At 65.7% G+C, this 23,461-nt stretch carries 27 protein-coding genes and 3 pseudogenes; 14 read left to right on the forward strand and 16 right to left on the reverse strand.

Translation table 11 applies throughout. The features are described from left to right. Positions 1-41 precede the first annotated feature (41 nt). From ACOOGH_RS03235 to ACOOGH_RS03245, 3 genes are all read right to left on the reverse strand, one after another. Positions 42-1,760 carry an amidohydrolase gene (locus tag ACOOGH_RS03235; RefSeq protein ID WP_420447544.1) on the reverse strand — a complete coding sequence of 573 codons (1,719 nt, stop codon included), beginning with the start codon at positions 1,758-1,760 and terminating at the stop codon, positions 42-44. Between the two features lie 49 nt (positions 1,761-1,809). Then, a complete protein-coding gene (locus tag ACOOGH_RS03240) occupies positions 1,810-2,337 on the reverse strand; it encodes a cupin domain-containing protein (RefSeq protein WP_420447545.1) in 528 nt (175 codons plus the stop codon). Between the two features lie 322 nt (positions 2,338-2,659). Beyond that, on the reverse strand, positions 2,660-2,962 hold the full coding sequence (locus ACOOGH_RS03245; RefSeq protein ID WP_420447546.1) for a hypothetical protein: 303 nt from the start codon (positions 2,960-2,962) through the stop codon (positions 2,660-2,662). 791 nt (positions 2,963-3,753) lie between these two features. Between ACOOGH_RS03245 and ACOOGH_RS03250 the strand changes: the two genes are divergently transcribed. From ACOOGH_RS03250 to ACOOGH_RS03265, 4 genes are all read left to right on the forward strand, one after another. Further along, positions 3,754-4,218, forward strand: coding sequence for an HNH endonuclease family protein (locus tag ACOOGH_RS03250; protein ID WP_420447547.1), 465 nt, complete (start codon positions 3,754-3,756; stop codon positions 4,216-4,218). A 29-nt stretch (positions 4,219-4,247) separates the two neighbouring features. Then, positions 4,248-4,370, forward strand: a complete 123-nt coding sequence (locus ACOOGH_RS03255) for a hypothetical protein (protein ID WP_420447548.1) — start codon at positions 4,248-4,250, stop codon at positions 4,368-4,370. A 207-nt stretch (positions 4,371-4,577) separates the two neighbouring features. Next, entirely contained in the window at positions 4,578-5,270 is a 693-nt protein-coding gene (locus ACOOGH_RS03260; protein ID WP_420447549.1) for a hypothetical protein, read from the forward strand. 43 nt (positions 5,271-5,313) lie between these two features. Beyond that, positions 5,314-5,454: a hypothetical protein gene (locus ACOOGH_RS03265; protein WP_420447550.1), complete on the forward strand. Its 141-nt coding sequence runs from the start codon at positions 5,314-5,316 to the stop codon at positions 5,452-5,454. A gap of 957 nt (positions 5,455-6,411) precedes the next feature. Here the strand turns inward: ACOOGH_RS03265 and ACOOGH_RS03270 are convergent. After that, entirely contained in the window at positions 6,412-6,822 is a 411-nt protein-coding gene (locus tag ACOOGH_RS03270) for a transposase (RefSeq protein ID WP_420447551.1), read from the reverse strand. Positions 6,823-6,918: 96 nt separating this feature from the next. Further along, positions 6,919-7,134, reverse strand: a complete 216-nt coding sequence (locus ACOOGH_RS03275) for an IS110 family transposase (RefSeq protein ID WP_420447552.1) — start codon at positions 7,132-7,134, stop codon at positions 6,919-6,921. A gap of 639 nt (positions 7,135-7,773) precedes the next feature. Here ACOOGH_RS03275 and ACOOGH_RS03280 point away from each other — a divergent pair. From ACOOGH_RS03280 to ACOOGH_RS03295, 4 genes are all read left to right on the forward strand, one after another. Continuing rightward, complete coding sequence (locus ACOOGH_RS03280) at positions 7,774-8,454, forward strand: hypothetical protein (protein ID WP_420447553.1); 681 nt, start codon at positions 7,774-7,776, stop codon at positions 8,452-8,454. Next, positions 8,451-9,059, forward strand: a complete 609-nt coding sequence (locus tag ACOOGH_RS03285; RefSeq protein ID WP_420447554.1) for a hypothetical protein — start codon at positions 8,451-8,453, stop codon at positions 9,057-9,059. The genes ACOOGH_RS03280 and ACOOGH_RS03285 overlap by 4 nt, the downstream gene beginning before the upstream one ends. Positions 9,060-9,249: 190 nt before the next feature. Continuing rightward, entirely contained in the window at positions 9,250-10,338 is a 1,089-nt protein-coding gene (locus ACOOGH_RS03290; protein ID WP_420447555.1) for an AAA family ATPase, read from the forward strand. After that, on the forward strand, positions 10,335-10,904 hold the full coding sequence (locus ACOOGH_RS03295) for a DUF3226 domain-containing protein (protein WP_420447556.1): 570 nt from the start codon (positions 10,335-10,337) through the stop codon (positions 10,902-10,904). Before ACOOGH_RS03290 ends, ACOOGH_RS03295 begins: the two co-directional genes overlap by 4 nt. A 145-nt stretch (positions 10,905-11,049) precedes the next feature. Here ACOOGH_RS03295 and ACOOGH_RS03300 read toward each other — a convergent pair whose 3' ends face one another. Further along, positions 11,050-12,270 (reverse strand): ISL3 family transposase, encoded by a 1,221-nt coding sequence (locus tag ACOOGH_RS03300; protein WP_420447557.1) that lies wholly within the window; start codon positions 12,268-12,270, stop codon positions 11,050-11,052. Between the two features lie 156 nt (positions 12,271-12,426). On the opposite strand from ACOOGH_RS03300, the pseudogene ACOOGH_RS03305 reads away from it, so the two are divergent. Beyond that, a pseudogene (locus tag ACOOGH_RS03305) lies at positions 12,427-12,611 on the forward strand (IS3 family transposase); the annotation flags it as partial. Between the two features lie 58 nt (positions 12,612-12,669). On the opposite strand, the gene ACOOGH_RS03310 reads toward ACOOGH_RS03305, so the two are convergent. From ACOOGH_RS03310 to ACOOGH_RS03350, 9 genes and pseudogenes are all read right to left on the reverse strand, one after another. After that, positions 12,670-12,894 carry a hypothetical protein gene (locus ACOOGH_RS03310; protein WP_420450159.1) on the reverse strand — a complete coding sequence of 75 codons (225 nt, stop codon included), beginning with the start codon at positions 12,892-12,894 and terminating at the stop codon, positions 12,670-12,672. Positions 12,895-12,908: 14 nt separating this feature from the next. Continuing rightward, a pseudogene (locus tag ACOOGH_RS03315) lies at positions 12,909-13,138 on the reverse strand (type I restriction-modification system subunit M N-terminal domain-containing protein); the annotation flags it as partial. A 120-nt stretch (positions 13,139-13,258) separates the two neighbouring features. Beyond that, a complete protein-coding gene (locus ACOOGH_RS03320; protein ID WP_420447558.1) occupies positions 13,259-13,825 on the reverse strand; it encodes a hypothetical protein in 567 nt (188 codons plus the stop codon). 92 nt (positions 13,826-13,917) lie between these two features. Further along, complete coding sequence (locus tag ACOOGH_RS03325) at positions 13,918-14,598, reverse strand: DNA-processing protein DprA (RefSeq protein WP_420447559.1); 681 nt, start codon at positions 14,596-14,598, stop codon at positions 13,918-13,920. Positions 14,599-14,778: 180 nt separating this feature from the next. Continuing rightward, positions 14,779-15,051, reverse strand: a complete 273-nt coding sequence (locus ACOOGH_RS03330; RefSeq protein ID WP_420447560.1) for a S24 family peptidase — start codon at positions 15,049-15,051, stop codon at positions 14,779-14,781. Next, the gene (locus tag ACOOGH_RS03335; protein WP_420447561.1) at positions 14,991-15,395 is read right to left on the reverse strand and encodes a hypothetical protein; all 405 of its coding nucleotides are present in this window, start codon (positions 15,393-15,395) and stop codon (positions 14,991-14,993) included. The genes ACOOGH_RS03330 and ACOOGH_RS03335 overlap by 61 nt, the downstream gene beginning before the upstream one ends. Positions 15,396-16,063: 668 nt before the next feature. Then, positions 16,064-16,744 (reverse strand): hypothetical protein, encoded by a 681-nt coding sequence (locus ACOOGH_RS03340; RefSeq protein ID WP_420447562.1) that lies wholly within the window; start codon positions 16,742-16,744, stop codon positions 16,064-16,066. An 82-nt stretch (positions 16,745-16,826) separates the two neighbouring features. Further along, positions 16,827-17,432: pseudogene (locus tag ACOOGH_RS03345) on the reverse strand (DEAD/DEAH box helicase family protein); the annotation flags it as partial. Between the two features lie 5 nt (positions 17,433-17,437). Beyond that, on the reverse strand, positions 17,438-17,647 hold the full coding sequence (locus ACOOGH_RS03350) for a type II toxin-antitoxin system Phd/YefM family antitoxin (RefSeq protein WP_420447563.1): 210 nt from the start codon (positions 17,645-17,647) through the stop codon (positions 17,438-17,440). A gap of 931 nt (positions 17,648-18,578) precedes the next feature. Here ACOOGH_RS03350 and ACOOGH_RS03355 point away from each other — a divergent pair. Continuing rightward, entirely contained in the window at positions 18,579-18,854 is a 276-nt protein-coding gene (locus ACOOGH_RS03355) for a hypothetical protein (protein ID WP_420447564.1), read from the forward strand. Further along, positions 18,808-19,134 carry a hypothetical protein gene (locus tag ACOOGH_RS03360; protein WP_420447565.1) on the forward strand — a complete coding sequence of 109 codons (327 nt, stop codon included), beginning with the start codon at positions 18,808-18,810 and terminating at the stop codon, positions 19,132-19,134. Before ACOOGH_RS03355 ends, ACOOGH_RS03360 begins: the two co-directional genes overlap by 47 nt. A 96-nt stretch (positions 19,135-19,230) precedes the next feature. On the opposite strand, the gene ACOOGH_RS03365 is transcribed toward ACOOGH_RS03360, so the two are convergent. Continuing rightward, complete coding sequence (locus ACOOGH_RS03365) at positions 19,231-19,464, reverse strand: hypothetical protein (protein ID WP_420447566.1); 234 nt, start codon at positions 19,462-19,464, stop codon at positions 19,231-19,233. On the opposite strand from ACOOGH_RS03365, the gene ACOOGH_RS03370 reads away from it, so the two are divergent. The 3 genes from ACOOGH_RS03370 (at position 19,439) to ACOOGH_RS03380 (ending at position 23,296) form a co-directional block, all read left to right on the forward strand. Then, on the forward strand, positions 19,439-21,460 hold the full coding sequence (locus tag ACOOGH_RS03370) for a type IV secretory system conjugative DNA transfer family protein (RefSeq protein ID WP_420447567.1): 2,022 nt from the start codon (positions 19,439-19,441) through the stop codon (positions 21,458-21,460). The two genes, ACOOGH_RS03365 and ACOOGH_RS03370, sit on opposite strands and share 26 nt — an antisense overlap. 116 nt (positions 21,461-21,576) lie before the next feature. Then, positions 21,577-22,362 (forward strand): hypothetical protein, encoded by a 786-nt coding sequence (locus tag ACOOGH_RS03375; protein ID WP_420447568.1) that lies wholly within the window; start codon positions 21,577-21,579, stop codon positions 22,360-22,362. Positions 22,363-22,804: 442 nt separating this feature from the next. Further along, the gene (locus ACOOGH_RS03380) at positions 22,805-23,296 is read left to right on the forward strand and encodes a hypothetical protein (RefSeq protein ID WP_420447569.1); all 492 of its coding nucleotides are present in this window, start codon (positions 22,805-22,807) and stop codon (positions 23,294-23,296) included. The last annotated feature ends 165 nt before the right edge of the window (positions 23,297-23,461 follow it).

Raw genomic sequence — 23,461 nt, forward strand, 5'->3', positions numbered from 1 at the left:
TCGCGCGTCCTCGGGCCAGGTGCCCCGATCCGCGCCGTCCCTCACGCCTCGTGAGTGGTGCGCCCGCCGACGACGGTGCGCAGAATCTCGATTTCCTTGATCGCGAAGGGATCGGCCGTGTGCGGATCCTCCGCGAGAATCACGAAGTCGCCCAGCTTGCCGGCCGTGATCGATCCCTTGATCCCCTCCTCGAACGCGGCGTGGGCCCCGTTGATTGTGCACACGCGGAGCGCCTCCTCGACCGTGATCTTCTGGCTCGGGCCCCACTCGCGCCCCTGCATGTCGGTGCGGGTGACCATGCTCTGGATGCCCATCAGCGCCTCGAACGGCCCGGGCGGATAATCGGAGGCGCCCGCCACCGGAATCCCGTAGTCGATGAACCGTCGGTGCGCGAACATCCACTCCATCTTCTCGGCGCCGTACTCGCCCCACTTGTTGCCGTGAAAGTGGACGTAGGTGTAAAAGGGCGTCGGGATCGCGCCCACGTCCCGGATCCGGCGCAGGAGGTCGTCGTTCACGAGCGAGCAGTGCTCGAGGCGGAAGCGGGGGTCGGCCTGCGGCATCTCGCGCTGCGCTCGCTCGAAGGCGTTGAGGCACATCTCGATCGCGAGGTCGCCGTTGGCGTGGATGCCGATCTGCCACCCGTTCCGCACCGCGTCGTCCACCGCCTCGTGGATCTCCTCCTGGTTCATGGTGAGGATCCCGTAGTCGTCGGGACGCCCAACGTAGGGCGTCGACATGGCCATCGTGCGCTCGGAGGCAGAGCCGTCGGCCCCGTACTTGATCCCGCCCACCTTCACCCACTCGTCCCCAAAACCGGTGCGGATGCCCGCCGTCTTGAGGGCGTCGAAGAGGCCGGAGGGGTCGCCGGCGTTGGGGAAGACGTAGGCGCGGAAGTGGAGTTCGCCCGCCTCATGGGCGTCCTGGTAGGAGACCAGGTCGTTGCCGGCCCCGGTCTCGTGCACGGAGGTGAGGCCTGCCGCGGCCATGCGCTCGCCGATGAGGCGGATGCTCTCCTGCCGCTCGACGCGAGTCGTGCCGGCGGGGATGAGGCTCTCGAGCGGATCCTTGGCGTGTTCCGCCACGCGCCCGGTGAGTTCGCCGTTCTCCCTGTAGTACCTGCCGCCGGGTGGGTCGGGCGTGTCGGCGGTGATCCCGGCGAGTTCGAACGCCCGCGAGTTGTAGACGCCGGTGTGGCCGCCCCGGTGGGTGACGGAGACGGGGTGGTTCGGGACCGCGTCATCGATGTCGGCCCGGGTCAGGGGACGGCCATCCTCGAGCTTCGTATCGTCGTACAGGAAGCCCTGCACCCACTGGCCCGGCGGGGTGTTCTGGGCCCGCTCGCCGAGCGCGCTCTTGATCGCGTCGATCGACCGCACGTCGAGGCTCACCTGCTTGAGGTGCTTCGTGCCGGAGTAGAAGGGGTGGTTGTGCGCGTCGATGAAGCCAGGGACGACGGTGTGGCCGGCGGCGTCGATGACGTCCGTGCCGGGGCCGATGAGGTTCGAGATGTCGGCGCTCGAGCCGACGGCGAGGAAGCGGCCGCTCTTGACCGCGAACGCCTCGGCCCGGGGCAGGTTGTCGTCGACCGTGTAGACCGTAGCGTCGCGGACGACGAGGTCGGCGTGGCCTCCGGCGGCGGTGCCAAACGGGGTGCCGGATCCGCCCACGGAGCCTCCCGTGCCGCAGCCGGCCATTGCCGCCCCGCCCGCCGCGAGGCCGGAGACCGCCATGAAGTCACGCCGCGTGATGTCGCTCATACCGTATCTCCTCGGAAGCTTCGGATCCCTGCGAAGCGAATGACGGTGGCTACTTTAGCTCGACGAGTTGGTCGGGGTCCACGCGCACGACGATGTAGGTGATCGTCTCGGTGATCTCGCTGAAGCCGTGTGGCGAACCCGCCGGGATGATGAGCATGTCGCCGGGGCCGATCTCCTGGCTCTCCCCGCCTGCGATCCCGCCCACGGAACTGGGGCCGGTCAGCGTTCGCACGGTGTTGCCGTCGGGGTCGAGGGCGCGCGCGTCGGAGAGTTCGCCTCCGGTCACCAGCGTGCCGCGGCCGGAGACGACGTAGTAGACCTCGGTCTGATTGTGGTGCTGGATCGCCCCCATCGAAGTGGTCGGCGGACGCTGCACGACGCCGACGCCGGCGTTGTGTCCGCCCGCATCGATGTGCCGGATCTGCTGGTCGCTGACCCGGCCCTCGGGCGCGTTCGCGATCGTGGCGAGAATGTCGGCTGCAGAGATGTACGTGGCCGGCGGATTGTCCGGCCGGTCAGCCGGAGCCGCGCTCCAGAGGACACCTGCCGCAAGGGCGGCGACGATCAGCTTCGACATGGTTCGGCTCCGGCGTTCCGATTGATGGAGAGATGAGACGGTCTGCGGATTCTAGACCGGCCCGCCGGTCCGGTCCACGGCTCCCGGCCCGTCTGACGTTCCCGCGGGAACGTCGGATCGCCTGAGGCCAGAATCACGGCAGGGAATCGTCTAACTATTTTCAGGGCTGCACGATCTGCGTTTTCTGCCGTGCTACTGGACCTTGCTGGATCGAGCCGCGAAAGCGGGAAAACCGTAACTGATTGGCGAGAATCCAACCGGCCCCACCCATCGGGACATACGCGTTTCAGCCGCGTTCACCCTTGCTCCCCGCTCGGGGGGGTCAGAAGTTGATGCTCACCTCATGGTTCTCGTCAGGTGGGAGCAACGTCACACCCGAAATCCCGGTATGGGCATATGCGGTGTCGGCGAGATGCTGGCCGAGGTCGCGGCCCGTCACGGTGAGTCGATAAAGGTCCGCCGCCTCGAACGATACCCGCACGACGTAGCCCAATCGAGTCGCCTGTTCAAGCGCGATGCGAGCCCGGCGCGGGTCGCTCGCAGCTGCCTCCTGCACCATGCCGAAGCTGAATCTGCGCCCGTCCCGGAAAGCATGCAGTACGCGCTTGGCTTCGTCGGTCACCATCCCCTCCCCATCCCCAGTGGTCCCCTGACCGCCTACGGCCGGCAGTCTGAAGCGTCGCGCGACGGGTTGGCTCCGTCCGCTCACGCCAAAGACCTGCTGACAGTATGGATGGGACGCGACAAACGCCAGCGCCCTTTCCAGATGACCGGTACAGCTTCCATGTGAAGGTTTATTTCGGTCCCAAGTGCTCTACTTCGGCAGGTTGCCCAATCGCATCGTGCAGGGACTCAGGCTCGATGGTGGAGCCTATCAGACGGGCCGACCTCGACATGAAGGCAACGGTGGATGCCGGCGGGGTCGCGAAACAGGACACCGCGCTCCGGTATGCCGTCGGGCAGGCCTTCCACAACACCTCGCAATTCACGCTCCGCGACCTCCGGGCGCGGGCCGGAAGGCAACAACCCCAAGACCGACTTCGTAGACTACCTTGACGGTTTCTCGTCCAACGTTCAGGACATCCTCGACAACTTCCACTCCCGGAACCAGAGCCCGGTCCGATCCGTTCGGGTTCGCTGTTTCTGGAAGCTCGCGTCGCTGATCTCGTCGGGCACCAGAGAGCCAGACGGATGTGCAGGCACCATTGGCACCGCCGATTCGTCCTCGGTGCCCGGTCCAGCGGCCGGTTGTGGTCCGTCGGGCCACTGCCTTAGACTCGAATGGTGACCGTACGCATCGAGGACGCTGCGGTGAGGATCCTCTGGTTGACGGCTCTCGCCATAGGTTGGCTTGGCTGCGCGACGCAGACGATTGCACCCGACTCGACACCGTCGGCCAATGGATGGCGCGGCCTCGTGATAGCGCCCGAAGCCCGTTGCTCGCCATACGACCGGGGCGACTACGCCTACCCCGCCTCGGTTGAAGCCGAGATCGTCGCGCTCTTGGGCGGCATCTGGTCCCCCTACACGGGGGAGAGGTTCGCGTCCGACCGCGAGACGGACATCGAGCACATGGTCGCGCTCTCCGAAGCGCACGATTCCGGCGCATGTACATGGTCGATCGAGCGTCGACGGGCGTTTGCCCGAGACCTGGACAACCTCACGCTTGCCGACCCGGACACGAATCGCCGTGACAAGGGCGCGCTCGACGCGGCGGATTGGCTGCCGCCGCGCTCCCGGTGCTGGTTCGCCGCCCGCGTGCTGGCTGTCCGGCTCGAGTGGATGTTGTCGATTGATCGCCGCGAGGCGGCGTCTCTGGAGAGCGTCCTGTCAAGGTGCTCGGCCAGCTCTCAACGGCAGCCGGATCCACCCCTTCCGTAGGGTCATGCTGTCGGTGGCGGGAGGATCGGATGAAGGATACGGACGCGTTCGGTACCACGCGTATCGGGCGCGTGGTCTTGGCTGCGCTGTTCATCATCATGATTGCGATGATGATGCCAATGTTCATCCGGGTAGTGACCGGAGGAAGCTGAGGCAAGGCTGTCAGCCCCGTCTTTCGTGCGGGGCGAATCTCATGTCAATGGCGGGAGCATTACAGCAATCTCAGGGAGCGGGGGCAACCTCCGCAGGTAAGCTAGGCAAGCGTGGGTTTGCTTGCGTTCGATGTACCGGCCCCCGCATCGTTTCGGGTGTTTCCCCGCGAGGTGCGCGGGGGCGGGACGTTGGGACCGGAGGGAAGATTGCCTGGACACAAGACCGAGATACCCGAACGGATCGCGGCGGCGCTCCCCAAGGGCTGGCGCGACCGGATCGATCGAGCGGCGCGAGGGGCGGACACAAGCCCGGCCGATTGGCTGCGGGGCCTGATCCGGAAGGGGTTAGAGCCGAGCGAGCGGGCCGCGAGGCGGAAGGCGGGCGGGAAGGGGAAGGGGGAGGCGTGGGCCGTGATCGGCGCGGGAGTGGCGCTCGCGGCAACGATTCTCCCGGCCCCTCTCGCTGCCCAAGAAACCGACTTCGGGAGCGTCCCCATAAGAGAGTTGTCCAGCCTAGAAACGTTCGAGCGCTTTCAACTCCTGACGAATTGTGCGCCGGTGGCCGTCCTTGATTTGGGGCAAGCGGAGGTTGTGCGGCGGGCCATGACGAGCCGCCTGCGAGCAGCGCGAATCTATAATCCGGCAGAGGCCAACAATTCGTTGTTTTTCCTGTCCACCAAAGCTACGGAGGTGAGCGGCGGCGTCCACGTCGAGACAGAATTTTTTCAATCCGTCGTTACCAGCGCAGGAATTTTGGGGAAGGCTGTCACATGGAGAACTTCCGTGGTTGTCACGAACTTCGACGCCGCCGGGGTGGTGGCCCAGGCCGCCGAGCACGTGGCCCAGCATATGGACGAATTCATCGACGACTACCTACGGGTCAATGAATGCGGGCAGTGACGGCCGGGACGCTGGACGTTCGCGGGCTGTCGGGCTCTACCCTGTGGCCATCCCTCCGGACGTGCGGCGGGTGCGCTGGCGCGACGGTGACGACCGCGACCGCGAGGCGGACGTGTCCGGCCCCGAGGAAGCGGCGGACGTGCTCACGGCGCACGGGTTCGAGACACGGCGGCGGGTTCCGTGAGCACGAGGGAACCTGTACCGAATCCGACCGGCGCGCCCGGGACCGTGGAGGGACTTCTGGGGAAGACATCCGCGAGTGGCTGGCGTGACGGCGGACGGGCTGGGAGCCGCTCTAAGGAGCTTCGAGGGGCCGGGGGCTCCGACCCTATTACCCCCGGCGCGGGAAACGCGGAATCCCGCCCGGTTCTGGCCAGCGACAGCGATTCCGTGGCTTCCCCGGACCCCGAGGCGGCCCCCGAGGCGGCCCCGAAACCCGTTCTAAGGCCTCCGAACGGCGAAAACTCGCCGGATTCGGGAGGGGGCGTCGGAGGTTTTCGGCGGCGGCGGATCGGGCGTGGGATGCGATCCTCTTCGAGCTTGAGGCGGCCGACCCCGGTGCGATCCTGTTTCGGGTGGGCGATTGCGTCGCGGTGATCGAGCGCCAGGGGCGATGACCCCGTGACGCGCTGGCGTCCGCGAAAGAGGCGGGCATCGTCGCCCATGACGGTTGGGACCTGATCTGGATTGAGCGGTGCATCTGCGGGGTGGGCCGAGCCGGCCAGGAATCCGTTGCACGGGTGTCTCACGCCCACACGAATGACTATCCCAAGTGATCCACGGGATCGGCGACCCCCTTGAATCGCGTGCAACCACACGGATTTCCGGGATCGGTGGCCGGGGACGTACCGTATCAGAACACACGGCTCGTCGAGGAAGTGCCAATAGGCATTGAAAATGTCAGGGTCCGAGCGCTGCCCCGCGGAGGGAGTATCCATGTCAAGTGAACCGGACTTGATTCTCGATGGGTCCGCTCCCGCCCTCGGCTGCTCCGTGGCTTCATTATGCGTTATCGCTCCCCCCACTTGGCATGGCGTCGGGGAGGTGGGGCAGCAGTACTCTCGCGGAGGACACGGCGTCCAGATGCGGTCTTGCTGCACGAGGGCGTTGGCGAGCACGAGGAGCTTCCGCATTACGGCTGTCAGAGCGACCTTCGACGGCTTCCCGCGGGCCGCGAGCGCCTCGTACTTGCGCTTGAGGTCGGAATTGTGCTGACCGCAACCAGCGCGGGCATGTAGAGCAGTCGGCGGACGTGGTGCCTTCCGCCTTGGATGAAGCCGCGTCCCTTCCAGCGTCCAGACTCGCGGGTGACGGGGGCGAGCCCGGCGAGGCTGGCAGCACGCGGCCCTGTGAGCGAGCTCAGTTCCGGCATGTGGACGATCAGTCCTGCGGCTGTAATGTCCGAGATCCCTGGGATGGAGGTCAGGATCTCGGCCCGGCGCTCCAAGGTCTTCTCCTCCCCGGACCGACGCCGGAGTTCGGCGTCGATGAGCTTCAGCTGACGTTCGATCTGTCTCAGCTTCTGCCCGTTGAGCCGCTTACCCACTGGCATGCGCAAGTGCTTGCCGCGGTTGATAGTGGCAACCCGGTCCTCGCGGAGTCCGTCGCGGTTTTGCTGGAACTCGGCGAGGTCGCGCTGTCCCTCCGATCACGCCTCGGTCGGGCGCAGATCCTCGATGGCCGCCGCCATGGTCGCGAGCATACGGGCGTCGACGGCATCGGTCTTGGCGCGTCGGCCGAGCGAGCGGGCGAAGGACCGGACCTGGAAGGGGTTGATCGCGCATAGGTGGAGTCCGGCCTTCAGGAGGGTATCCTCAAAGTCGCGCTGGCCGGGTCCGGTCGGTTCGTACGCGATCCGATCCAAGCGATCAGGCCACGGAGGCCGGCCCCGTCGTTCGGGAACCGAGATGCTCGCCCCTCCGGCGCGGCGAAGGCGTCGAGCCAGTCCTTGGAAATGTCGATCCCCACGGTGCGAAGGATGGTGCTCATCTGTTCTTTCCTCTCCTGTGCTTGTCGTGCGAGCCTCGATGCTCGAGTATCCATTCAGGACGCGGGAAAGGACGGTGGTGACCAAACTCCCTACGGCCCCTCACGGCCAGCGAAGCGAACGGCCCGACCACCGCCACGAGGCGCTTCTGATCAGAAGCGCCTCGGCTGAGCCCTCCCAACAGGCCCAAGCCTGAACATCCTATCGACAGACAAGCGGAGCGACCGGAGCGGGGCAACCGCCGAACCGGGACATTTCTAATGCCGATAACCGGGACATTTTCCGTGCCGATTGACATAGCAAGGGGACAGCGCGTTGCGTTGCGGTACACGGCCCCGAGGGTGCATCTTCCCGGCATCCTCGGGACGGTGGGGGCAACGCGGAAAGGCGGTAGAGAGTGGCGAGCGGACAGAGTGGCGGCGGATCATACCCCGAGCGGCAACTCATCGCGGTTCCTGCTGGCTTCCGGGCTCCCATCGCGAAAGCGGCGGAACGGGCGTCGATGAGCCCGGCCGATTGGTGCAGACAAGCCCTACGGCGGGCGCTGAAATCGAGCGAGCGGGCCGCGAGGCGGAAGGCGGGCGGCAAGTGACCCCCCGGGCGGTGATCGGCGTTGGCGTGGCGCTCGCGGCAACGATTCTCCCGGCCCCTCTCGCTGCCCAAGAAACCGACCCCGTTAGCGAGTGGGACCGGCTTGAACCCGAGTTTAGGGAGACGGCGGCGGGGCCGGTGCACGTGATCGAGCGGGAGCGCTTCAATCTGTATACCGGCTGTGCGGCGGTGGGTCTCGTGGTCCATGCGTTCTACGACGACCCGGACGGCAGCTTGGGAGGGATTGACCATGCACTGAAAAACAAAACCGAAACCGCCGTCCGAAGCCGGTTGCGGGCCGCGAGAATCTATGACCCGGAAGAGGTGTTCGGCATCACGAGAGGCAACGGCGACCCGGAGGCATCCGACTATCTCTCCGTCACCGTGGACCGCGTCGACCCCGACCGACTGGCGGCTGCGGAGCTTGAGGGCCCCTACTCATTGAGGTTGGGTTTTAACAAGAGCGGGATTCAGGACCCGCGTTCGGGGATAGCGCAAAGAATCAACACGTGGGAGTTATCTCTTATCGGTAGCTTTGAAGACTTTCGTGAGATGCTGGACCGATTCATGGACAGCTACCTACGGGTCAATGAATGCGGGCCGTGACCGGGCGGGTGAAGCGGCGGAACCGGCGGCGACGGGAGCGGTACCACGAGCGGAAGGGCGGCAAGACCCCCTTGGCCGTGATCGGCGTTGGGGTGGCGCTCCCGGCAACGATTCTCCCGGCCCCTCTCGCTGCCCAAGAAACCGACTCCGTTACCGTTACAGCGGAGGTGTTTGCGGAGGCGTTGGCGGAGGGGGAGGCGCGCGCGGACCGCTTCCGCCTGTATACCGGCTGTGCGGTGGACCTCGTGGTCGAAGGTCTTGAAGGTGATGGTGAGGAGATCGGCCTTACCGAATCGCAAATCACTACGGCCGTCCGGAGTCCGTTGCGCGCCGCACGCATCTACGACCCGGAGGCATCCGACTATCTCTACGTCAACGTGAACGTATTAGGGGGAACCGGGCGAAGTACCCCCTACAGCCTCCGTATCGAACTCGGAAAATGGCTATACGACCTTCTCCCCGACGGAGTAGGTGTTGGCATTGCCGGGACGTGGAGTCAAGGCGGGGTCGGCGAAGGCGATGGGAGCTTCATCCTTACAGGGTTGGCCCAGCAAATGGACGCATTCATCGACCAATACCTAAGGGTCAATGAATGCGGGCAGTAACGGCCGGGACTTTAGAGGGCGTTCAACTCAGGGAACGGGGATCTCTGCCCGCGCATTCCTTGATTCCGTTCTTTCGTCGTGCCCTCGTTACCCTGTATAATGTCCGCCATCCAGCTTGCGACGTGCCAAGGTCGCGGCTCGAAGGACGAAAACATTGGGAGCCCTCACGCGAGGGCCGGGACCACTTGTAATGACAACATCACGCTGGACCGAACTCAGCATTCAGAACTTCCGCGGGCTCTCGGAGCTGCGGCTCGAAGGCTTCGGGACTTTCAACGTTCTGTTGGGTGCCAACGACGTCGGCAAGACGTCCGTCCTAGAGGCCATCTTCCTGCTGACTGGTCTTGGTAATCTGCAACTTCCGATCCGGATCCAGAATTTTCGCAACTTCATCGTTCCCGATATCGAAGGGTTCGGTTTTCTCCTTCATGGCCTCGATTCCGACTCGCACGCGACTCTGGCGGCCCACTCCGCGGACGGGTCCCGCCGGACCTTAGAGCTTTCCACGCCCCGGGACGCTTCGATCGGCGATCCTGATCCCCACCCCAGTGGCGATCGGCGGCTGAGTCAGTCTGCCTTCTCCACCCCCATGGGCCGTCGTGCCTTGGGATACACCGCCTCTGTCAAGCCGACCACCTCTGACGACCCGATCGAATTCTCGGGCACCCTGACGATGAACAGCGATGGGCTCGAACAGAAAATAGATCCTGGGCACGCGTCAGAGCACATCCTACCGTCAAGGTATCTCACCCCTAACGCCAGTTACGACGCGAAGCTCATTTCAGACGTAGCTGTCCACAAGAAGACTGCCGAGTTGGTCGAGTACCTTCAAACCATCAATCCAGCTGTCACGGACCTTACTTCCGATGGAAATCTCGCGTATGCTGACATTGGGCTCCCAACGATGCTGCCGCTAAACATGCTCGGTACCGGTATGAGTCGGGCAACGGCAATGATCGCACCCTGCCTATTAGACGACAGCCGCATTCTGATGATTGATGAAGTCGAAAACGGGCTTCATTATCGCGCAATCCCATCGCTGTTAGAGATCCTCTTGCGCATCTCGTACGAGCGGAACATACAAATGTTTATTACGACCCATAGTCGCACGGTTCTCGAGGATCTGTATGCGGTGTTGCAACGTGAGGAGTGTGAGCTGTATAGGGAGAAAAGTTCCAGCTACGCGCTTCAACGTGAACAGAACGACATTGTCGGCGTCTACCGCTACGGATACTCAGATCTTGAGTATGCATTGAAACACGATATCGAAATCAGATGATGCCGCCGACGTGGAAAGTGTTTGTGGAGGGGAAGGCGGATCGAAGATTCGTGTCGACGTTGTTGACGGTACTGGGGATCGCGAACGTCGAAGCGGAGCAGATTGGTGGAGGCGTATCACATCTTAAGTTCGATACGGTTCGGAATCTGCTTCAGCGGAGCATACGAGAGGGTTGTCGCGTTGCGACGGTGCTCGATGCGGATGAGAGCGTTGCGGCACGGAGGGCGGAACTTGAGGAGATCAAGAGTGACTTGGGGTTGACGATCGAGCAATCGTTCTGGTTGCCAAACGACGTGGATCCCGGATGCTTGGAGACGCTGCTGGAAGGAGTGGCCGTTGAAGGGCACCATGGAGTGTTCAGTTGTTTGGATCAGTACGTAGAGTGTCTCGACGGGTTCGGTCGTGGATACGAGGGGCCGACGGGAAAGGGACGAATCTACGCGTATTGCGAAGCGGTTGATGCGGAGCGAAGGGAAGAACAACGCGACTACATGAATGACGAACATTGGGATCTCAATGCGAGTGTTCTGGAGCCCTTGCGAGCGTTCTTGGGTGGGCTGACCTGACAGAAAGCGACGGACGGGCGCTGGATTGTGTAAGTGTGACATGTACAAATACGGTAATCGCCTAACACCCGGCTACGCTTGGACGTGTGCCGTCGGAGACGCGTACGACAACGCCATGTGCGAGAGCTTCTGGCTCCTCGCTGTTTCAAGTGGGTAGTTTGAAGTCGAGTTTGCCGCACACGAGATAGGCGATGGTGATGAAGTGCTCGGTGGTCCGGTAGCCTCGGGCCCTGGCCTTGGCGGCCTGGACGAGCGAGTTGATGCCCTCGATCATGCCGTTGGTGATCCTCGATCGGAACCAGAGGAGGATGCCGTCCCAGTGTTTCCGGATCGTCTTCGCCGCGTCGGTGACGGGCTGGAGGCCGCTGCCGGCGGCCCAGGAGCACCACTTCTCGAGGTAGATCTCCGCCAGCCGGGGCGGCAGGTCCCAGAACGCCTCGAAGGCGAGCTTGATCCGGTAGGCGAAGGCCGTCTTCAGGCCCTGGCCCGCCGGATCGAGGAGTGCGTCGAGCCGCTCGCGCTGGGAGGCGGTGAGCCGGTCGCGCCTCTTGAGCCACAGATAGCGGGTGCGGTTCAACTCGGGGCGCTCCTTGCGCTCGGCCCGCCTCACCTCGTCCACCGCCCGGTTCATGAGCCGCTGGACGTGGAAGCGGTCGAAGGTGATCCCGGCCTCCGGGAACGCCTCCCGCGCCCCCTTCATGTAGGCCGCCGACATGTCCATGCAGAGATCCCGGATCCTCCCGGCGCGCCCCCCGTGCGCCTCGAGGTCCTCCCGGAACAGGCTCACGACCGAAGCGGTGCGGCCCGGCGTCGCATACAGAAGCCGCGAACGGTCCAGGTCGGCGAACAGCGTGATGTAGTCGTGGCCCCGCCGGCACGCCGTCTCGTCCACGGCCACCGCGCGCACCGACGAGAAGTCCGCCTCCGCCCGCGCCCGGCCCACGCGGCGCTTCAGAAGCCGCCACAGCCGCGTGTCGTGCTCGCCCGTCAGGCGGGCCACCGCCCTGACCGGCATCTCCCGCGCCAGGGCCACCACCAGCGCCTCGAACCACAGCGTGAAGCCCGAGCCCGGCTCCGCCCACGGCACCTTCGCCTGCTTCACCCCGCACGCCGGACACCTCAACCGCGGCACCCGCGCGTGCAGGTAGGCCCGGTGCTGAAAGAAGTCCAGGTGCCGCCAGCGCTTCGGGCTCGCGTCGTGCGCCTTGCAGCCCCCGCGCCCGCACGAGGGACAGTCGAACGTCCCGCCCGGCTCGAAGTCCAGATGCAGGTCCAAGCGGCACTCCGCCGCGTCGAACTCCGTCCGCTTCACCCGCCACGGCCACTGAAGCCCCAGCGCCCGCTCGAACAGTCCCCGCTCCGCCATGCCGCCGTCCCGCCCGGCCGCTCCGAGTTCCCCCAACCGCATCGACCGGTCCCGGAGGCCACCGAGCGCGTCACGGACCAGCACGGGCACCGGCGGCCACCACCGCCGGCCCCGCCACTCTACCGAACCTCATCCATCCCGAACAGCGAGGAGCCGAGCTTCTTCGCCACGCTGGAGTGCGAACTCATCAAGCGGACCTCGTTCCGGACCCGAGGCGAGGCCCGGCGCGCGGTGTTCCGCTTCATCGAGGGCTGGTACAACCCGCGCCGGCGGCACTCGAGCCTCGGCTACGAGAGTCGCCGGCGAGCTTCGAGGCGCGCGATCGGGGAGCGGCGTCATGACCCACGAGCCGTCCTCCGCTCCCGGGGGACCGGATCGGAAAGGAGGAAACCACCACTGTTAACCGTCCACCAAGACGGGGTAAGTCCACTTCGCGTACTCGGCCAGCGGACGGCGCTCGACCTCGACGGTCTTCGGCGGTGTCGCTTCACGGGTCGTGGAGTCCTCCGGCTCCGGCGGCGCGGCCAGCGGCTGGTAGGGCTGCGCGGCTAGGGGAGCTAGGTGGGGCCGCTCCCGCTCGAAGCGGTCGGTGGGCCGCTCCTCCGGCGTGCCGTGGATCGGCACGTCGCGGTCTCCCTGAAGCGAGACCAGCGAATGGCGTCCTGATCGGGAGCAAAGATTGGCCCCTCGATGGGCTTCCCGGTGCGTGCGGCCTTGTTCTCCTTCAGCGTGTCCAGCTCATCGAGCCGCTTGATGAAGAGGAGGTAGTGTCAGTCTGCTCGATGACTGAGAGCGGGTTCGAAATGCCCCCGGACCACATCTTGTTCCAGATGCTGTCTACTTTGGCCTTGAGTTCGCCTGTGATCATGGTCTTGAATGGCCTTGGCGGCGGGTCGGTCTCTGCGGGCTCCGGGTCAGCCCCGTCGCCGGAAGTAGGAGACTTGGGACCGTGACCCACGCGCGTTCCTTAGGCATCGGTCGAGGGCGCTCATGGCGTGCGCTGTGTGCTGCCGTCGGCGTTGAGGACGATATGCCCCTGACCTTCGGGCACCGGGTCGAAGGCCTTCGGGAGTTGCGTTACGTCGGAGATCGTGCGGACGACGGCGAAGCCTGCGACCTGCGCGGATGGGAACGCTTCCTCCATTCGGCGAACACACGCGTGGAGGGTGGCGCCGCTGGTTATTACGTCGTCCACAACCGTAATTCTGCCGACGGGGTCGAACCCCAGCCCAGGCGGCGGTGCGGAGAGGACAATCGTTGTATGGTGGCGTTCCTCCGTCGGTCGGTCTCCGCGGGACCATGCGGACTTCGGCACCTTCTCCAGCCGGTGAAGCCATTCCCTTCGTCTTCCAAGCCCTACCGATTCCATCGACCGCACCAGTTCGATAGTCGTCGAACGCGGTTCGCCTTCCTTCGCCCGGGGGGCGTGACCGGGTGCGGGAACGAGGACGACGCCGGAGCCGAAGTAGGTCGGGAACAGATCTCGACCGTGATCGGACGCCATCCACGACGCGATGTTCCGGATTCTCTCGGGATCGGAGAACTTGAGGTCCATGACGAGCTCCCAACCTTGGCGGGGTCATGGCCGTGTCGCCGGAGCGAGGCCGACCGGGGCGGTACGCGGCCACCGATCCAAACGGAACACCTTCAGAACGGTAGGTCATCCGCACGCGACGCCGACCCGACGCATCGGGAGGGGAGATCGTCGAGGACCAGCGGAAGCGTCCTTGCATCGAAACTGAAGGCCCCGTAGCGAATCATCTCGTCGGCCCAGTCCGGTGACTGCCTCTCGAGCGACCGTTTGGGAAAGAGCACCGGCCGCCCAAGCCTGATCGCCTCCCAGCCTTGGCGCTTCGTCCCGCTGTTGGTGGCCGCCTCGACGATCAGCGTGGCATCCGACAGAAGAGCCATGGTCTTGTTGCGCAGGGGGAAGTTCGACCGGTGTGTAGGATGACCGCCGGGAAACTGCGACACCAGCAGATGCCGCTCTCCGATCGCATCTTGGAGGCCCCGGTTTCGCGGTACCGCGTACCGATCCAGCGACGTTCCAAGTACGCCCACCGTCCTGCCGCCATTGATCATCGCCGTCTCATGGGCCACGGTGTCGATCCCCAAGGCGAGCCCACTCACCACCGTGACACCGCGCGACACCAGCATCTCGGTGATCCGCTGGGCCAATTCCAGGCCTTCGGACGACGCGCGCCGCGATCCAACCACGGCAATTCGGGGGCCGCCCTCCAGAAGCGACGCATCGCCCCGCAGGAACAACTGGCGCGGGGCGGCCTTCAGCTCAAACTCGTTGAGAGGTCCGAGCACGTCGTCGGGCACCACAGTCCTTGGCTGCTTCACTGTCGCCGCTCCCATTTCAAGCTCCGCCCGCTGCTGAATCGGCTCGGCGGCCGTCCACGAGCTGGATCTTCATGGCTTCGCTCTCCGCGTCAGGAATCAATGATGCAATATAGCGTCCTCCCGCTCGCGCCGAATCCTACGAGGGACGCCCACCAGCCCCTACAACCGTTTCGACATCCAGACCGCCCGTCCGACGACGCGGACCTCCTCGGCCGACCGCTCGTAGCTGTCGTACTCGGGGTTGACGGATTTGAGGACCACGCGTGCCGGGTCGGAGTGCGGCACGTGCTCGATCCGCGTGGCGACGAGCGCGATGCCGTCCCAGATCACGAAGATCCCCGGCGGCGCGGGTACCGTCCGGCTCGCGTCGATCATGATGTGGTCACCGCTTGAGAGCAGCGGCTCCATCGAGCCCCCGTCCACCTCGACCATCCACAGGTCGCCGGGATCGGCCCGGAGCCGGTGGGGATGAACGAATCGGCGAACATCCACGCATCTCCGGTCACCCGCAGCTCGCCGTTCCAGGCTTCCTCCGCGTCCGGCTCCTCTCTGAGATTCGCCTCCGGCACGGCGCCGTAGCCGATCGGCGCGGCGTAGGCGTCGTCGGGCGGCGAAGGCCGTGTGGCGTTCGTCGAGAGCCGGAAACTTCGGCCGTGCTTGAGTAGCTCGGGCCGGCAGCCCAACGGCTCCGCGAGGATCTCGCGGTCGTCCTCGGCGAGAACCTTCGGCGTGCCCCGGTAGATGAACTGTTGCAGGTAGGCGTCGTTGCGGCCCATGGTGACCGAGGCGGTGCGCAGGTTCGAGCCCTTCGCCGTCAGCAGCCGGAGTAGCCGCCTTGCGCACCGGATCCAGCTGGATGGAATCCCTCTTCTTTCTTCGTCCCATGGGGCTGAATAACCCCGCTTCCGGCCGGTTCCGCCAGTCGGGCGGGATATCGATGGACCGGCTGCGCTGGGTAGCGGATTGCTAACGGCAAACATCACGGCAAAAAATCACATAACATCATACAGGACTACATGATTCGCCCTTCCTGCTGTTGTGCTGGACCCTGCTCGATCATGCCGGAATGACCGAAAAACCGGAATCGTTTGACGGGAAATCGAGGGAGCCCGACTGACACGGATCCGAGAGGGTTCGAGGCGTTGGCGACGCGGGCGACGCCCTCGGGGCTTTCCGGGATGAACGGCACCATTCATGCTGCGCAGGAGTTGCCCGGGACCTTCAAAGCCGAAACCGGGACATACTCCGTGCCGATGGACAAAGGTCGCCGAGGCGGCGCTGGGCCACTCGCCCAAGCAAAGACGCCGCCCCGATTCCCGAGCGCCCTCTTCGCCGGAACCTTGCCCGGTCAACCACGGAGTTCGCTCGTGGTGAACGGTCGGTTTTTTCTTGAGCTTGAGGAGCCGACCGGATCGGAGGGAGTTGGCATGGCCAGGGGTATCGATTAGCCGACACCGTTCACGGTACGCGATGGCGTACTCGGCTCATACACGAGCGATCGTCGCGTTACCCAACGTGCCACCAAGATGGAGAGGAACGCGCGAATGACCAGCCCTGCGAACATTCCTACCTGAAGGCTCGCAACCGCGTCCGTTCGGTTTTCCGCAACAACGCCCAAGCACTCCATGACCGATCGGAGCTGTTCAGCGTCCACCGTTCTCAGATCCAGTAAGGCTTCCACTATCACAACAAACGCGGCAATCGAAGCGAGACCAACCGAACGCTTCTTGAAGAGCGTGGCGATCAGCCAGCCTCCGAGGACGAATCCGCCCCAATCCAAGGCGATAGCCGGAATGAGAACAACGGGGCGGCAGATATCCACATCCGCACCCAGTGCTCCGCCGAATAGGGCTAATCCAAGTCGACTACCGTAGAGGATGAGGGTCGAGGCCATTGCGGCGGCCAACCACGGGACCGACACGGTTGGGGCACCGAATCGAATCTCCTGATCTGGCTCGTACTCAAACTTGTCAAACATCTTCGTTGCTAGCACCCCCATCGCGGCCGCAGCCACGGTCGCGGCGGGGAGGCCGACAACGGCGTTTACACCTACCACGGCAACAACGACGAGTGCGAAGGCGAAGGACCAGGTGGTCAGAAACTTGGCGTCGATCTGGAGCTTCATCGAGTGAGCCCTTCCGCAACAGATCCGGTTGGAAGACTTGTGAGGGAGCTGTGCATCAGCCCTCGTACAGCGCGCATGCGATTGCTTTGCTCGTCTTGCCCGCGCCCGTGACCATGACGAGCAGGATGCGGTCCTGCCCCTTGGCGATGGCCTCGATCGCCGCGTTTACGGCGTTGACCTGATAGTAACGCGGTGTCTTGCCGCCGCCGTCCTCGAAGTAGTCCTGAAGAACGATGCTCTCGGCTTGGGGCGTCAGCCCCTTCCACGGCCTGTAGCGCGCCCACAGATCGGCCGCAGACGGAAACGCGGGCAGCGCCAGGTCCGTCTCGCGGGGATGGCTGCTTCCCGTTCGGTCGTGGAACACGAAGCCGTCGCCGTTCGACGAGAACGCGAAGGGGATGTTCAGGGTCTCGGCGTAGTCCAGCGCCTGCTGCATGCCGTCGCCGACGCCGTGGGTGTTGTCCTTCTCCTCGATCACCGCGACCGGGATGTTCGGCTTGAACTCAAGGATGTAGTCGGCGCGCTTGCGCCAACCGCGCGCGACCAGCTTGCGCTGCACGATGATGCGGCCAGCGGTGCACGTCACCTCCTCGCGAAGCTGCGATATCTCGTCCCATCCGGCCCCGCGCAGGGCGGGGGTGATGAGTTTCGTGCAGATGTCGCGCTCCGATAGGCTCCGCTTGTCCATCGGTCTCAGCGGCCTCCCGCCTGGGCTCGCTTCCGCGCCGCCGTTCCGGGACGCGTCGTTTTCCTGTCGAGCGCCTTCAGCCGTTCGTACTCCTCCACCGCGAGCACCACGACCACCGGCCGCCCGTACTTGGCGACCGTCACGGGCGCGGCGCGGGCGAGGTCGATCAATCGACCGAAGCCGTACTTCGCGTCTTTCGCGCTCAGCGTCCGCATGCGATCCCTCCGACTAGGTGGCAGTCTAAGTTTTGGCCAATTTGGCCGACTCCGCAAGCCCGGACGGCCACCCCTAGACCGCTCCACCACGGAGACTCCACGGGGGTCGCTCGGCAAGCCGCTGGCGGCGGCATCCGAAGGCTGTGACACCCTATGACACGTCATGACCCGTCATGAGACAATGGGACATTTCCCACCGGTTGACTTCCTCGCGAACGGTCCTTCACCGTTCGGGCATGGAGAGGTTGCAACACAGGTTCGGCCTGCAGATGCGGGCGCTCCCCAAGCGGGATGGAGAACCCGCGTCGAGCCGTCAGTGGCGACGGGTGGCCGAACCCGGATCCGGCAACCCGTTGCCCCGCCGAGACGTGGGAAATGGCCTATTTCCCACTCACTTGCGCGGCTTGCCGACACCGTGTTCGGGTTGATGTGCATGGAGATCGTGACGAAGCATTTCGAGGTCTCGTCGAGGAGCGCCCCGCGGCGTCGGTGCGTTCCCCGTCGCGGCGGCTCCCCGAGCCGAAATGGCTCGCAAGAGGGGAACCGACGATGATCACCCACGTGAAGGGACGCGAACGGGCGCTTGAGCCCTTCGGCCTGACGGGCCGCCGGGCCGAGTGGGTCGCGCTGGCGAGCCTGCACGGCGGCGTGTTCATCCGCGCGCAGCTTTCGGACTGGCTCAGTGCCAGCCGCTTCAAGGTGCTCCGGCTCATTCAGGCCTTGGCGGAGCGAAGGCTGGTGACCGAGGAGACGGTCCGGGGCCTGAAGGTCTGTCGGGTCTGCGCGCGCGGCATCTACCGGGTGCTCGGTGCCGAGGATGTCCGCCACCGCAGAATCACCTCGACCGAGGTCGTCGTGCGCCGCCTGCTCTCGTTCGACTACGTGATCGAGCATCCGGGCCTGTCCCTGGCTCCCGACCGAGTCGGAGAAGGTGGACGCGTTCGAGGCGCTCGGCATCGACCGCTCCCCGCTGCCCGTCCGGGTCTACCTGGGCGCGACCGGTGGCGCGCGGCGGTACTTCCCGCGCGGGATGCCCGTGGCGCTGGACTCCCGCCGCGCCGTGTTCGTCCACGCCGATTCCGGCTACGACACTTCGACGGCGCTACATTACGTGGCGGGATCGGCACCGGAGGCTCTGGGAGGCGCTGCGGGAGGATGGATTGTCAGTCGAGGCCGTCGGGGTCGCGGGCACCCGGAGACCGCTTGACCGAGCGCGGACGATCCTCGGGAACTGGACCATTGCGGACGCGGCCCTGCGTCCCGTGCATCCGTCCGGGACCATCGCCGCGGCCCGGCGCGAGGCCGCGCGGGTCGAGAACGCCATCCGGGGCATGGACGACCCGACGGTCGAGGAACTGGGCGGTCTCAACGGCTACCTTCGCCGCCTCGTCGAGATGCGGAATCTGCTCCGGTCGGCCCATCCAGAAGGCGTGATCGACGGCCATTCGGTGTGGCGGTCGAGCCGTCTTTCCGGGGTCCAGACTTGAGCGCCGTGGAGCGGAGCCCGTTGCCGATCGGGAGGTGTGAAAACGACATCGGGGTGCTTGTGCAGGGGAATGCCGCCGTGTTGTGCGGAACCCGGGTTACGCAAGTTGCTGGAAGGCTTGGGGTTGTGCCACGGCCCGCGGATCGCCGGTGCCGATCCGGGTCTCCGGGCCGTGGACGGGAGCGACCCGGCCCTTTGGGATGCCTGGTGCGGCATCGGGGCGGTTCGGCATGTGCAGGCCCATGCCGCCCGCCCCGCCGGGTCGCTCCCGTACCAACGATCCCTCCAGGAAGGGGGCTTCGCCGATGAGGAACTCGACGGTCGCCGTCATCGGTGCCGCCATCGGAACGGCGGGCGCGCACGCGCTCGAACTGCCGTTCCCCGCCGTCGGCGACAACCCCTATCTCGACCTGATCGCCTACAACGATCCGGGCATCCACGCCGCCATCCGCATCTGGTACTACGCCGCGCCCGGCGTCGCGGTCATCCTCGCGGGCGCGCTCGTCCTTTCGGTCTGGCGCGTCTGGTTGCAGCCGCTCTTCAGGTTCCGCCGCAGGGGCAGGTTGCCCAAGTGGCCCACCTCGCCGAACGACGACGCGCCCTCGCTGGTGATCGGCGAGACGCACCATCCGACCGTGGCGCGGGAGAGCGAGCGGCCCTCGTGGCTCGTCGTCCCCGAGAAGGGGCTCTACACCGGCGTGCTTGTCGTCGGGGCCGTCGGCACCGGCAAGACCACGGCCTGCATGTACCCGTTCGCCAAGCAGCTTCTCTCGTGGCGGGCCGACGATGCGCGCAAGCGCGCGGGCGCACTCGTGCTGGAGGTCAAGGGAGACTTTTGCCATCAGGTTCGGAGCATCCTCGACGATGCCGGGCGCGGTGACGACTACCTCGAAATCGGGCTCGGAGGGTCTTGGCAGTGGAACCCGCTCGACGACCCGCTGCTCGACTCCTACTCGGCGGCCTACGGCGTCGCGTCGCTCATCAACCAGCTCTTCGGCAAGAGCGGGGAACCGTTCTGGCAACAGGCGTACACGAACCTCGTGCGGTGGATCATCGAGCTGCACCGGCTCCTGCCGGGCGGCTGGGTCACGCTCCGGGACATCTACCGCTGCACCGTGGACGCCGAACTCCTGGGGCGGAGGATCGCCGAGGCGCGGGAGCTCGCGGACCGGCTCCGTCCGAAGCGCGCCGTCATCTCTCATGAGGACATGATCGCCCACCCGCAGGCGCTGGAGGCATGGGCGTGGGAGCGCGTGCCCGGCACCGGCAACGTGGGGTGCCGTCTGGACCCGGAACTGGGATCCCGGCTCGACGAACTTGGCGTCGCCTTCGAGACCGAGGAGGCCGGCGGAGGCGCGGGCCGGGAGGTCGCCGAACAGGTCGAGGCCATCGAGCGGTGGTACTCACACGACTGGATGGCGTTGGACGCCAAGCTCCGCACCTCGATCGTCGAGGGCATCAGCGTGTTCCTGTCGCTCTTCGACCTGCCGGAGGTGGCCAGGGTGTTCTGCCCGCCGCCGCCCGCCGAGTCCGCACCCGCCGGGAATCACGATGCCGATGGTGCCGCCCATGCCATGCCGGGACTTCGCCGGAGGCTGCCGCCGCTCGCGCAGCTGATCGACGAAGGCAAGGTGCTCGCCCTGAACATGCCCGCCGGAGCGAACCCCGCCCTTGCCCGCGCCATTGGCGTGCTGCTCAAGAATGCGTGGATGCAGGCGCTGCTCCGGCGTCCGGCCGAGGCCGCGCGCCGCCCCGACCGCTACATGCGGCCCGCCGTGTTTATCTGCGACGAATATCAGGCCTTCGCCACCGTGGGGCAGGACGACCCCTCCGGCGACGAAAAGGCGTTCGCGCTCACCCGGCAGTGCCGCTGCATCCCGATCGTCGCGACGCAGTCGATCTCCTCGCTCCGCTCCGTGCTGCCCTCGGGCGAGGCGTGGCGCACGCTCGTCCAGACGCTCCGCACCCGGATCTTCCTGTCCCTGTCCGACGAGGCGTCGGCCCGGATCGCGTCGGAAATGTGCGGCTCCGTCATGAAGACGCGGGCCTCCCACACGTTCACCGAGACCACGGGCAGGCCCGAGTTCTCGCTTCTGTCCGGCCGCGCCGGAGGGGGACGGGGCACCATCGGCGCGAGCAGGTCGTTCCGGCAGCAGAGGGAGCCGGTGTTCACGCCGCGCGAGTTCGGGCTGCTCGCCAACTACCAGGCCATCTGCCTCCCCTACGACGGCGTGAAATCGCTTCCGGCCCGGCGCGTCTACCTGAAGCCCCACTACCTGCCGAGGGAGACGGGCTACTGGCGGCTCCGCGAGAAGGGGCGGATATGAAGCGCGCGACGGAACTGCCCGATGACGCCCGTGCCGATCAGGCGACTGGCGGACATGCCGCTTCCTCGCGAGCTTTCGAGCAGGCGGATCGTGCAGTCCATCTTCGGAGGAATCGAATGATGGCACGCACGAAACGAGGCCGGCGCAGCTACAGCGCTGGCGAATGGGGCCGGAACCGGGTCCGGGTGTTTCCCGATCCAAAAACTGGCCTGCTTCAGATCGAGTGGCGGGAGAACGGGCGCAGGCTGAGTCGGTCGCTGAAGCACCGCGACTGGGCTCGCGCGAAGCGGCAGGCCGACGAGGCCGCCGCGGGCTTCGCGGTGCACGAACCCAACGGCAAGGCCGAAGCCGAGCCCGAGATGCTCACGCTGGAGCGGCTCTTTGACATCTACGGTGAAGAGGTGACGCCCACCAAAACGGACAAATCGCGGCGATACGACCGGACTGCGATGAGGATGTTCCTCGGGTTCTTCGGGAGGGACCGCTACCCGGCCACGCTCTCGCAGCGGGACTGGGATCGCTTCATCCAGGCACGGAGGTCGGGGCGCGTCGGACCCAGCGGCAAGCCCGTGTCCGACCGGACCACCGAGTACGACCTGCGGTTCCTGATCGCGGTCCTCAACTGGGCGGCGAAATCCCGGGACGAGAAAGGGAGGCTCCTTCTCGACTCGAATCCGCTCAGGGGCCTGAAGACGCCCAAGGAGAAGAACCCCACCCGGGTCGTCCTCTCCGAGGGGGAGTACCAGGCGATGCTCGGGGTATCCCGGCAGGTCGACTGGCGGTTCCATGTCGCCCTCGTGCTTGCCCACGAGACCGGACAGCGGGTGCCGGTCCGCGTGAATCACGACAGGGAATCGTCTAAAGTATTACAGGACTGCACGATCTGCGTTTCCTGCCGTTGACCGCCGGTCTGACTGCATCGGACCGCACCAGCGGGAACACGGGCGCGATTGGCGGGACTCCCGGTCGTCTCAGATTCCCGGGTTTAGTTAGTCCCCCGTCTCCGCCTTTGTCCGCCAGGCCGCCTGCTGGCCAGCCGAGCCTCTGTCCGGCCCGGCTCCCTCGCGGTGGCATTTGACTCCTCCGACAGCGAAACCGGGGTGGACCTTCACGTCGTTTGTCGGGCACCATCCAAGAAACTACCGTTCCCCGGTGAGCCCCTCGTCTGGGACCCCTCAGCCGTGGTAGGTGGGCCGTTGGCCCAGGGAGCCCTGCGCCACTCGCGAGCTGAAGGAAGTGTCATGTATTTTTCTTGATGGATGCTTCGATTCGGAGGTCGAACCCGGACCGGCCGTGACGATGGCAGACAGCCGACCCTTCAAACCAATCTGTGGGAATCGACCCGTGAGGCTCGAACACTGGAACGCGAACACGGGGTTCTACCGTGAGTCGGATGGCTCCGGGTATCCCGACAGCATGACGCGCACATACGGACGGCTGATCGCGGCGGCGGGTGGGCTCGCAACCCCCGCGCCATTGCGGGGGCCGGACGATCCGTGGCGGCTGCACGTGCTCGCGCATCCGCACGGCCCGCGAGTCCTGAGAGCGCGCATCGTCGCCCCGGACGAGCAGCCCATCGCGGAGCTGGCGGTGGCGGAAGGCGGTGGTGCCGGCCCGCGGCGCGCATGGCGCGAGACGGTGGCGGCGGCCCATTGGTTGATCGACGGATGTGACCCAGGCGATTTCCGCGACCACCTTCCAGATGCCCCGTGGGTCATCATGGCCTTACTCCCGGCGCTGGCCGTCCATGGGGAGGCTGTCGAATGGCTGGGGGAAGTTGAGCAGCTTATCGCGTGGGCTTTCCTCGAGAGCCTCCAGCCGATGGCGAGCGCATGAATCCGTGGGCCGGGGGTCGATGTGTTCCGAAACGGCGGCGTGAGCGCAGCGAGGCGTTATTCCCTCGGCAGTGCCGCGATCATCTTCCGGTCCCGGTCCATGCCATCTCCGCTGGAAGGCGCGGAATAGCCTGCCGTGATTTCAAGCCACCGACAGTCCGCTGCC

Source organism: Candidatus Palauibacter sp., from assembly GCF_965213655.1.
Classification (GTDB): domain Bacteria; phylum Gemmatimonadota; class Gemmatimonadetes; order Palauibacterales; family Palauibacteraceae; genus Palauibacter.

Excerpts from the sequence above, each read along its gene's own strand:
- ACOOGH_RS03335 (WP_420447561.1), bottom strand. The coding sequence starts at position 15,395 with ATGGGCCGCAACGACGCCTACCTGCAACAGTTCATCTACCGGGGCACG.
- ACOOGH_RS03365 (WP_420447566.1), bottom strand. The coding sequence starts at position 19,464 with ATGACGGCGACCGTCGAGTTCCTCATCGGCGAAGCCCCCTTCCTGGAG.
- ACOOGH_RS03240 (WP_420447545.1), bottom strand. The coding sequence starts at position 2,337 with ATGTCGAAGCTGATCGTCGCCGCCCTTGCGGCAGGTGTCCTCTGGAGC.
- ACOOGH_RS03270 (WP_420447551.1), bottom strand. The coding sequence starts at position 6,822 with ATGCCAGTGGGTAAGCGGCTCAACGGGCAGAAGCTGAGACAGATCGAA.
- ACOOGH_RS03320 (WP_420447558.1), bottom strand. The coding sequence starts at position 13,825 with ATGGACCTCAAGTTCTCCGATCCCGAGAGAATCCGGAACATCGCGTCG.
- ACOOGH_RS03375 (WP_420447568.1), top strand. The coding sequence starts at position 21,577 with ATGATGGCACGCACGAAACGAGGCCGGCGCAGCTACAGCGCTGGCGAA.
- ACOOGH_RS03255 (WP_420447548.1), top strand. The coding sequence starts at position 4,248 with ATGAAGGATACGGACGCGTTCGGTACCACGCGTATCGGGCGCGTGGTC.
- ACOOGH_RS03295 (WP_420447556.1), top strand. The coding sequence starts at position 10,335 with ATGATGCCGCCGACGTGGAAAGTGTTTGTGGAGGGGAAGGCGGATCGA.
- ACOOGH_RS03245 (WP_420447546.1), bottom strand. The coding sequence starts at position 2,962 with ATGGTGACCGACGAAGCCAAGCGCGTACTGCATGCTTTCCGGGACGGG.
- ACOOGH_RS03300 (WP_420447557.1), bottom strand. The coding sequence starts at position 12,270 with ATGGCGGAGCGGGGACTGTTCGAGCGGGCGCTGGGGCTTCAGTGGCCG.
- ACOOGH_RS03235 (WP_420447544.1), bottom strand. The coding sequence starts at position 1,760 with ATGAGCGACATCACGCGGCGTGACTTCATGGCGGTCTCCGGCCTCGCG.
- ACOOGH_RS03330 (WP_420447560.1), bottom strand. The coding sequence starts at position 15,051 with ATGGTCGAGGTGGACGGGGGCTCGATGGAGCCGCTGCTCTCAAGCGGT.
- ACOOGH_RS03350 (WP_420447563.1), bottom strand. The coding sequence starts at position 17,647 with ATGCGGACGCTGAGCGCGAAAGACGCGAAGTACGGCTTCGGTCGATTG.
- ACOOGH_RS03340 (WP_420447562.1), bottom strand. The coding sequence starts at position 16,744 with ATGAAGCTCCAGATCGACGCCAAGTTTCTGACCACCTGGTCCTTCGCC.
- ACOOGH_RS03370 (WP_420447567.1), top strand. The coding sequence starts at position 19,439 with ATGAGGAACTCGACGGTCGCCGTCATCGGTGCCGCCATCGGAACGGCG.
- ACOOGH_RS03290 (WP_420447555.1), top strand. The coding sequence starts at position 9,250 with ATGACAACATCACGCTGGACCGAACTCAGCATTCAGAACTTCCGCGGG.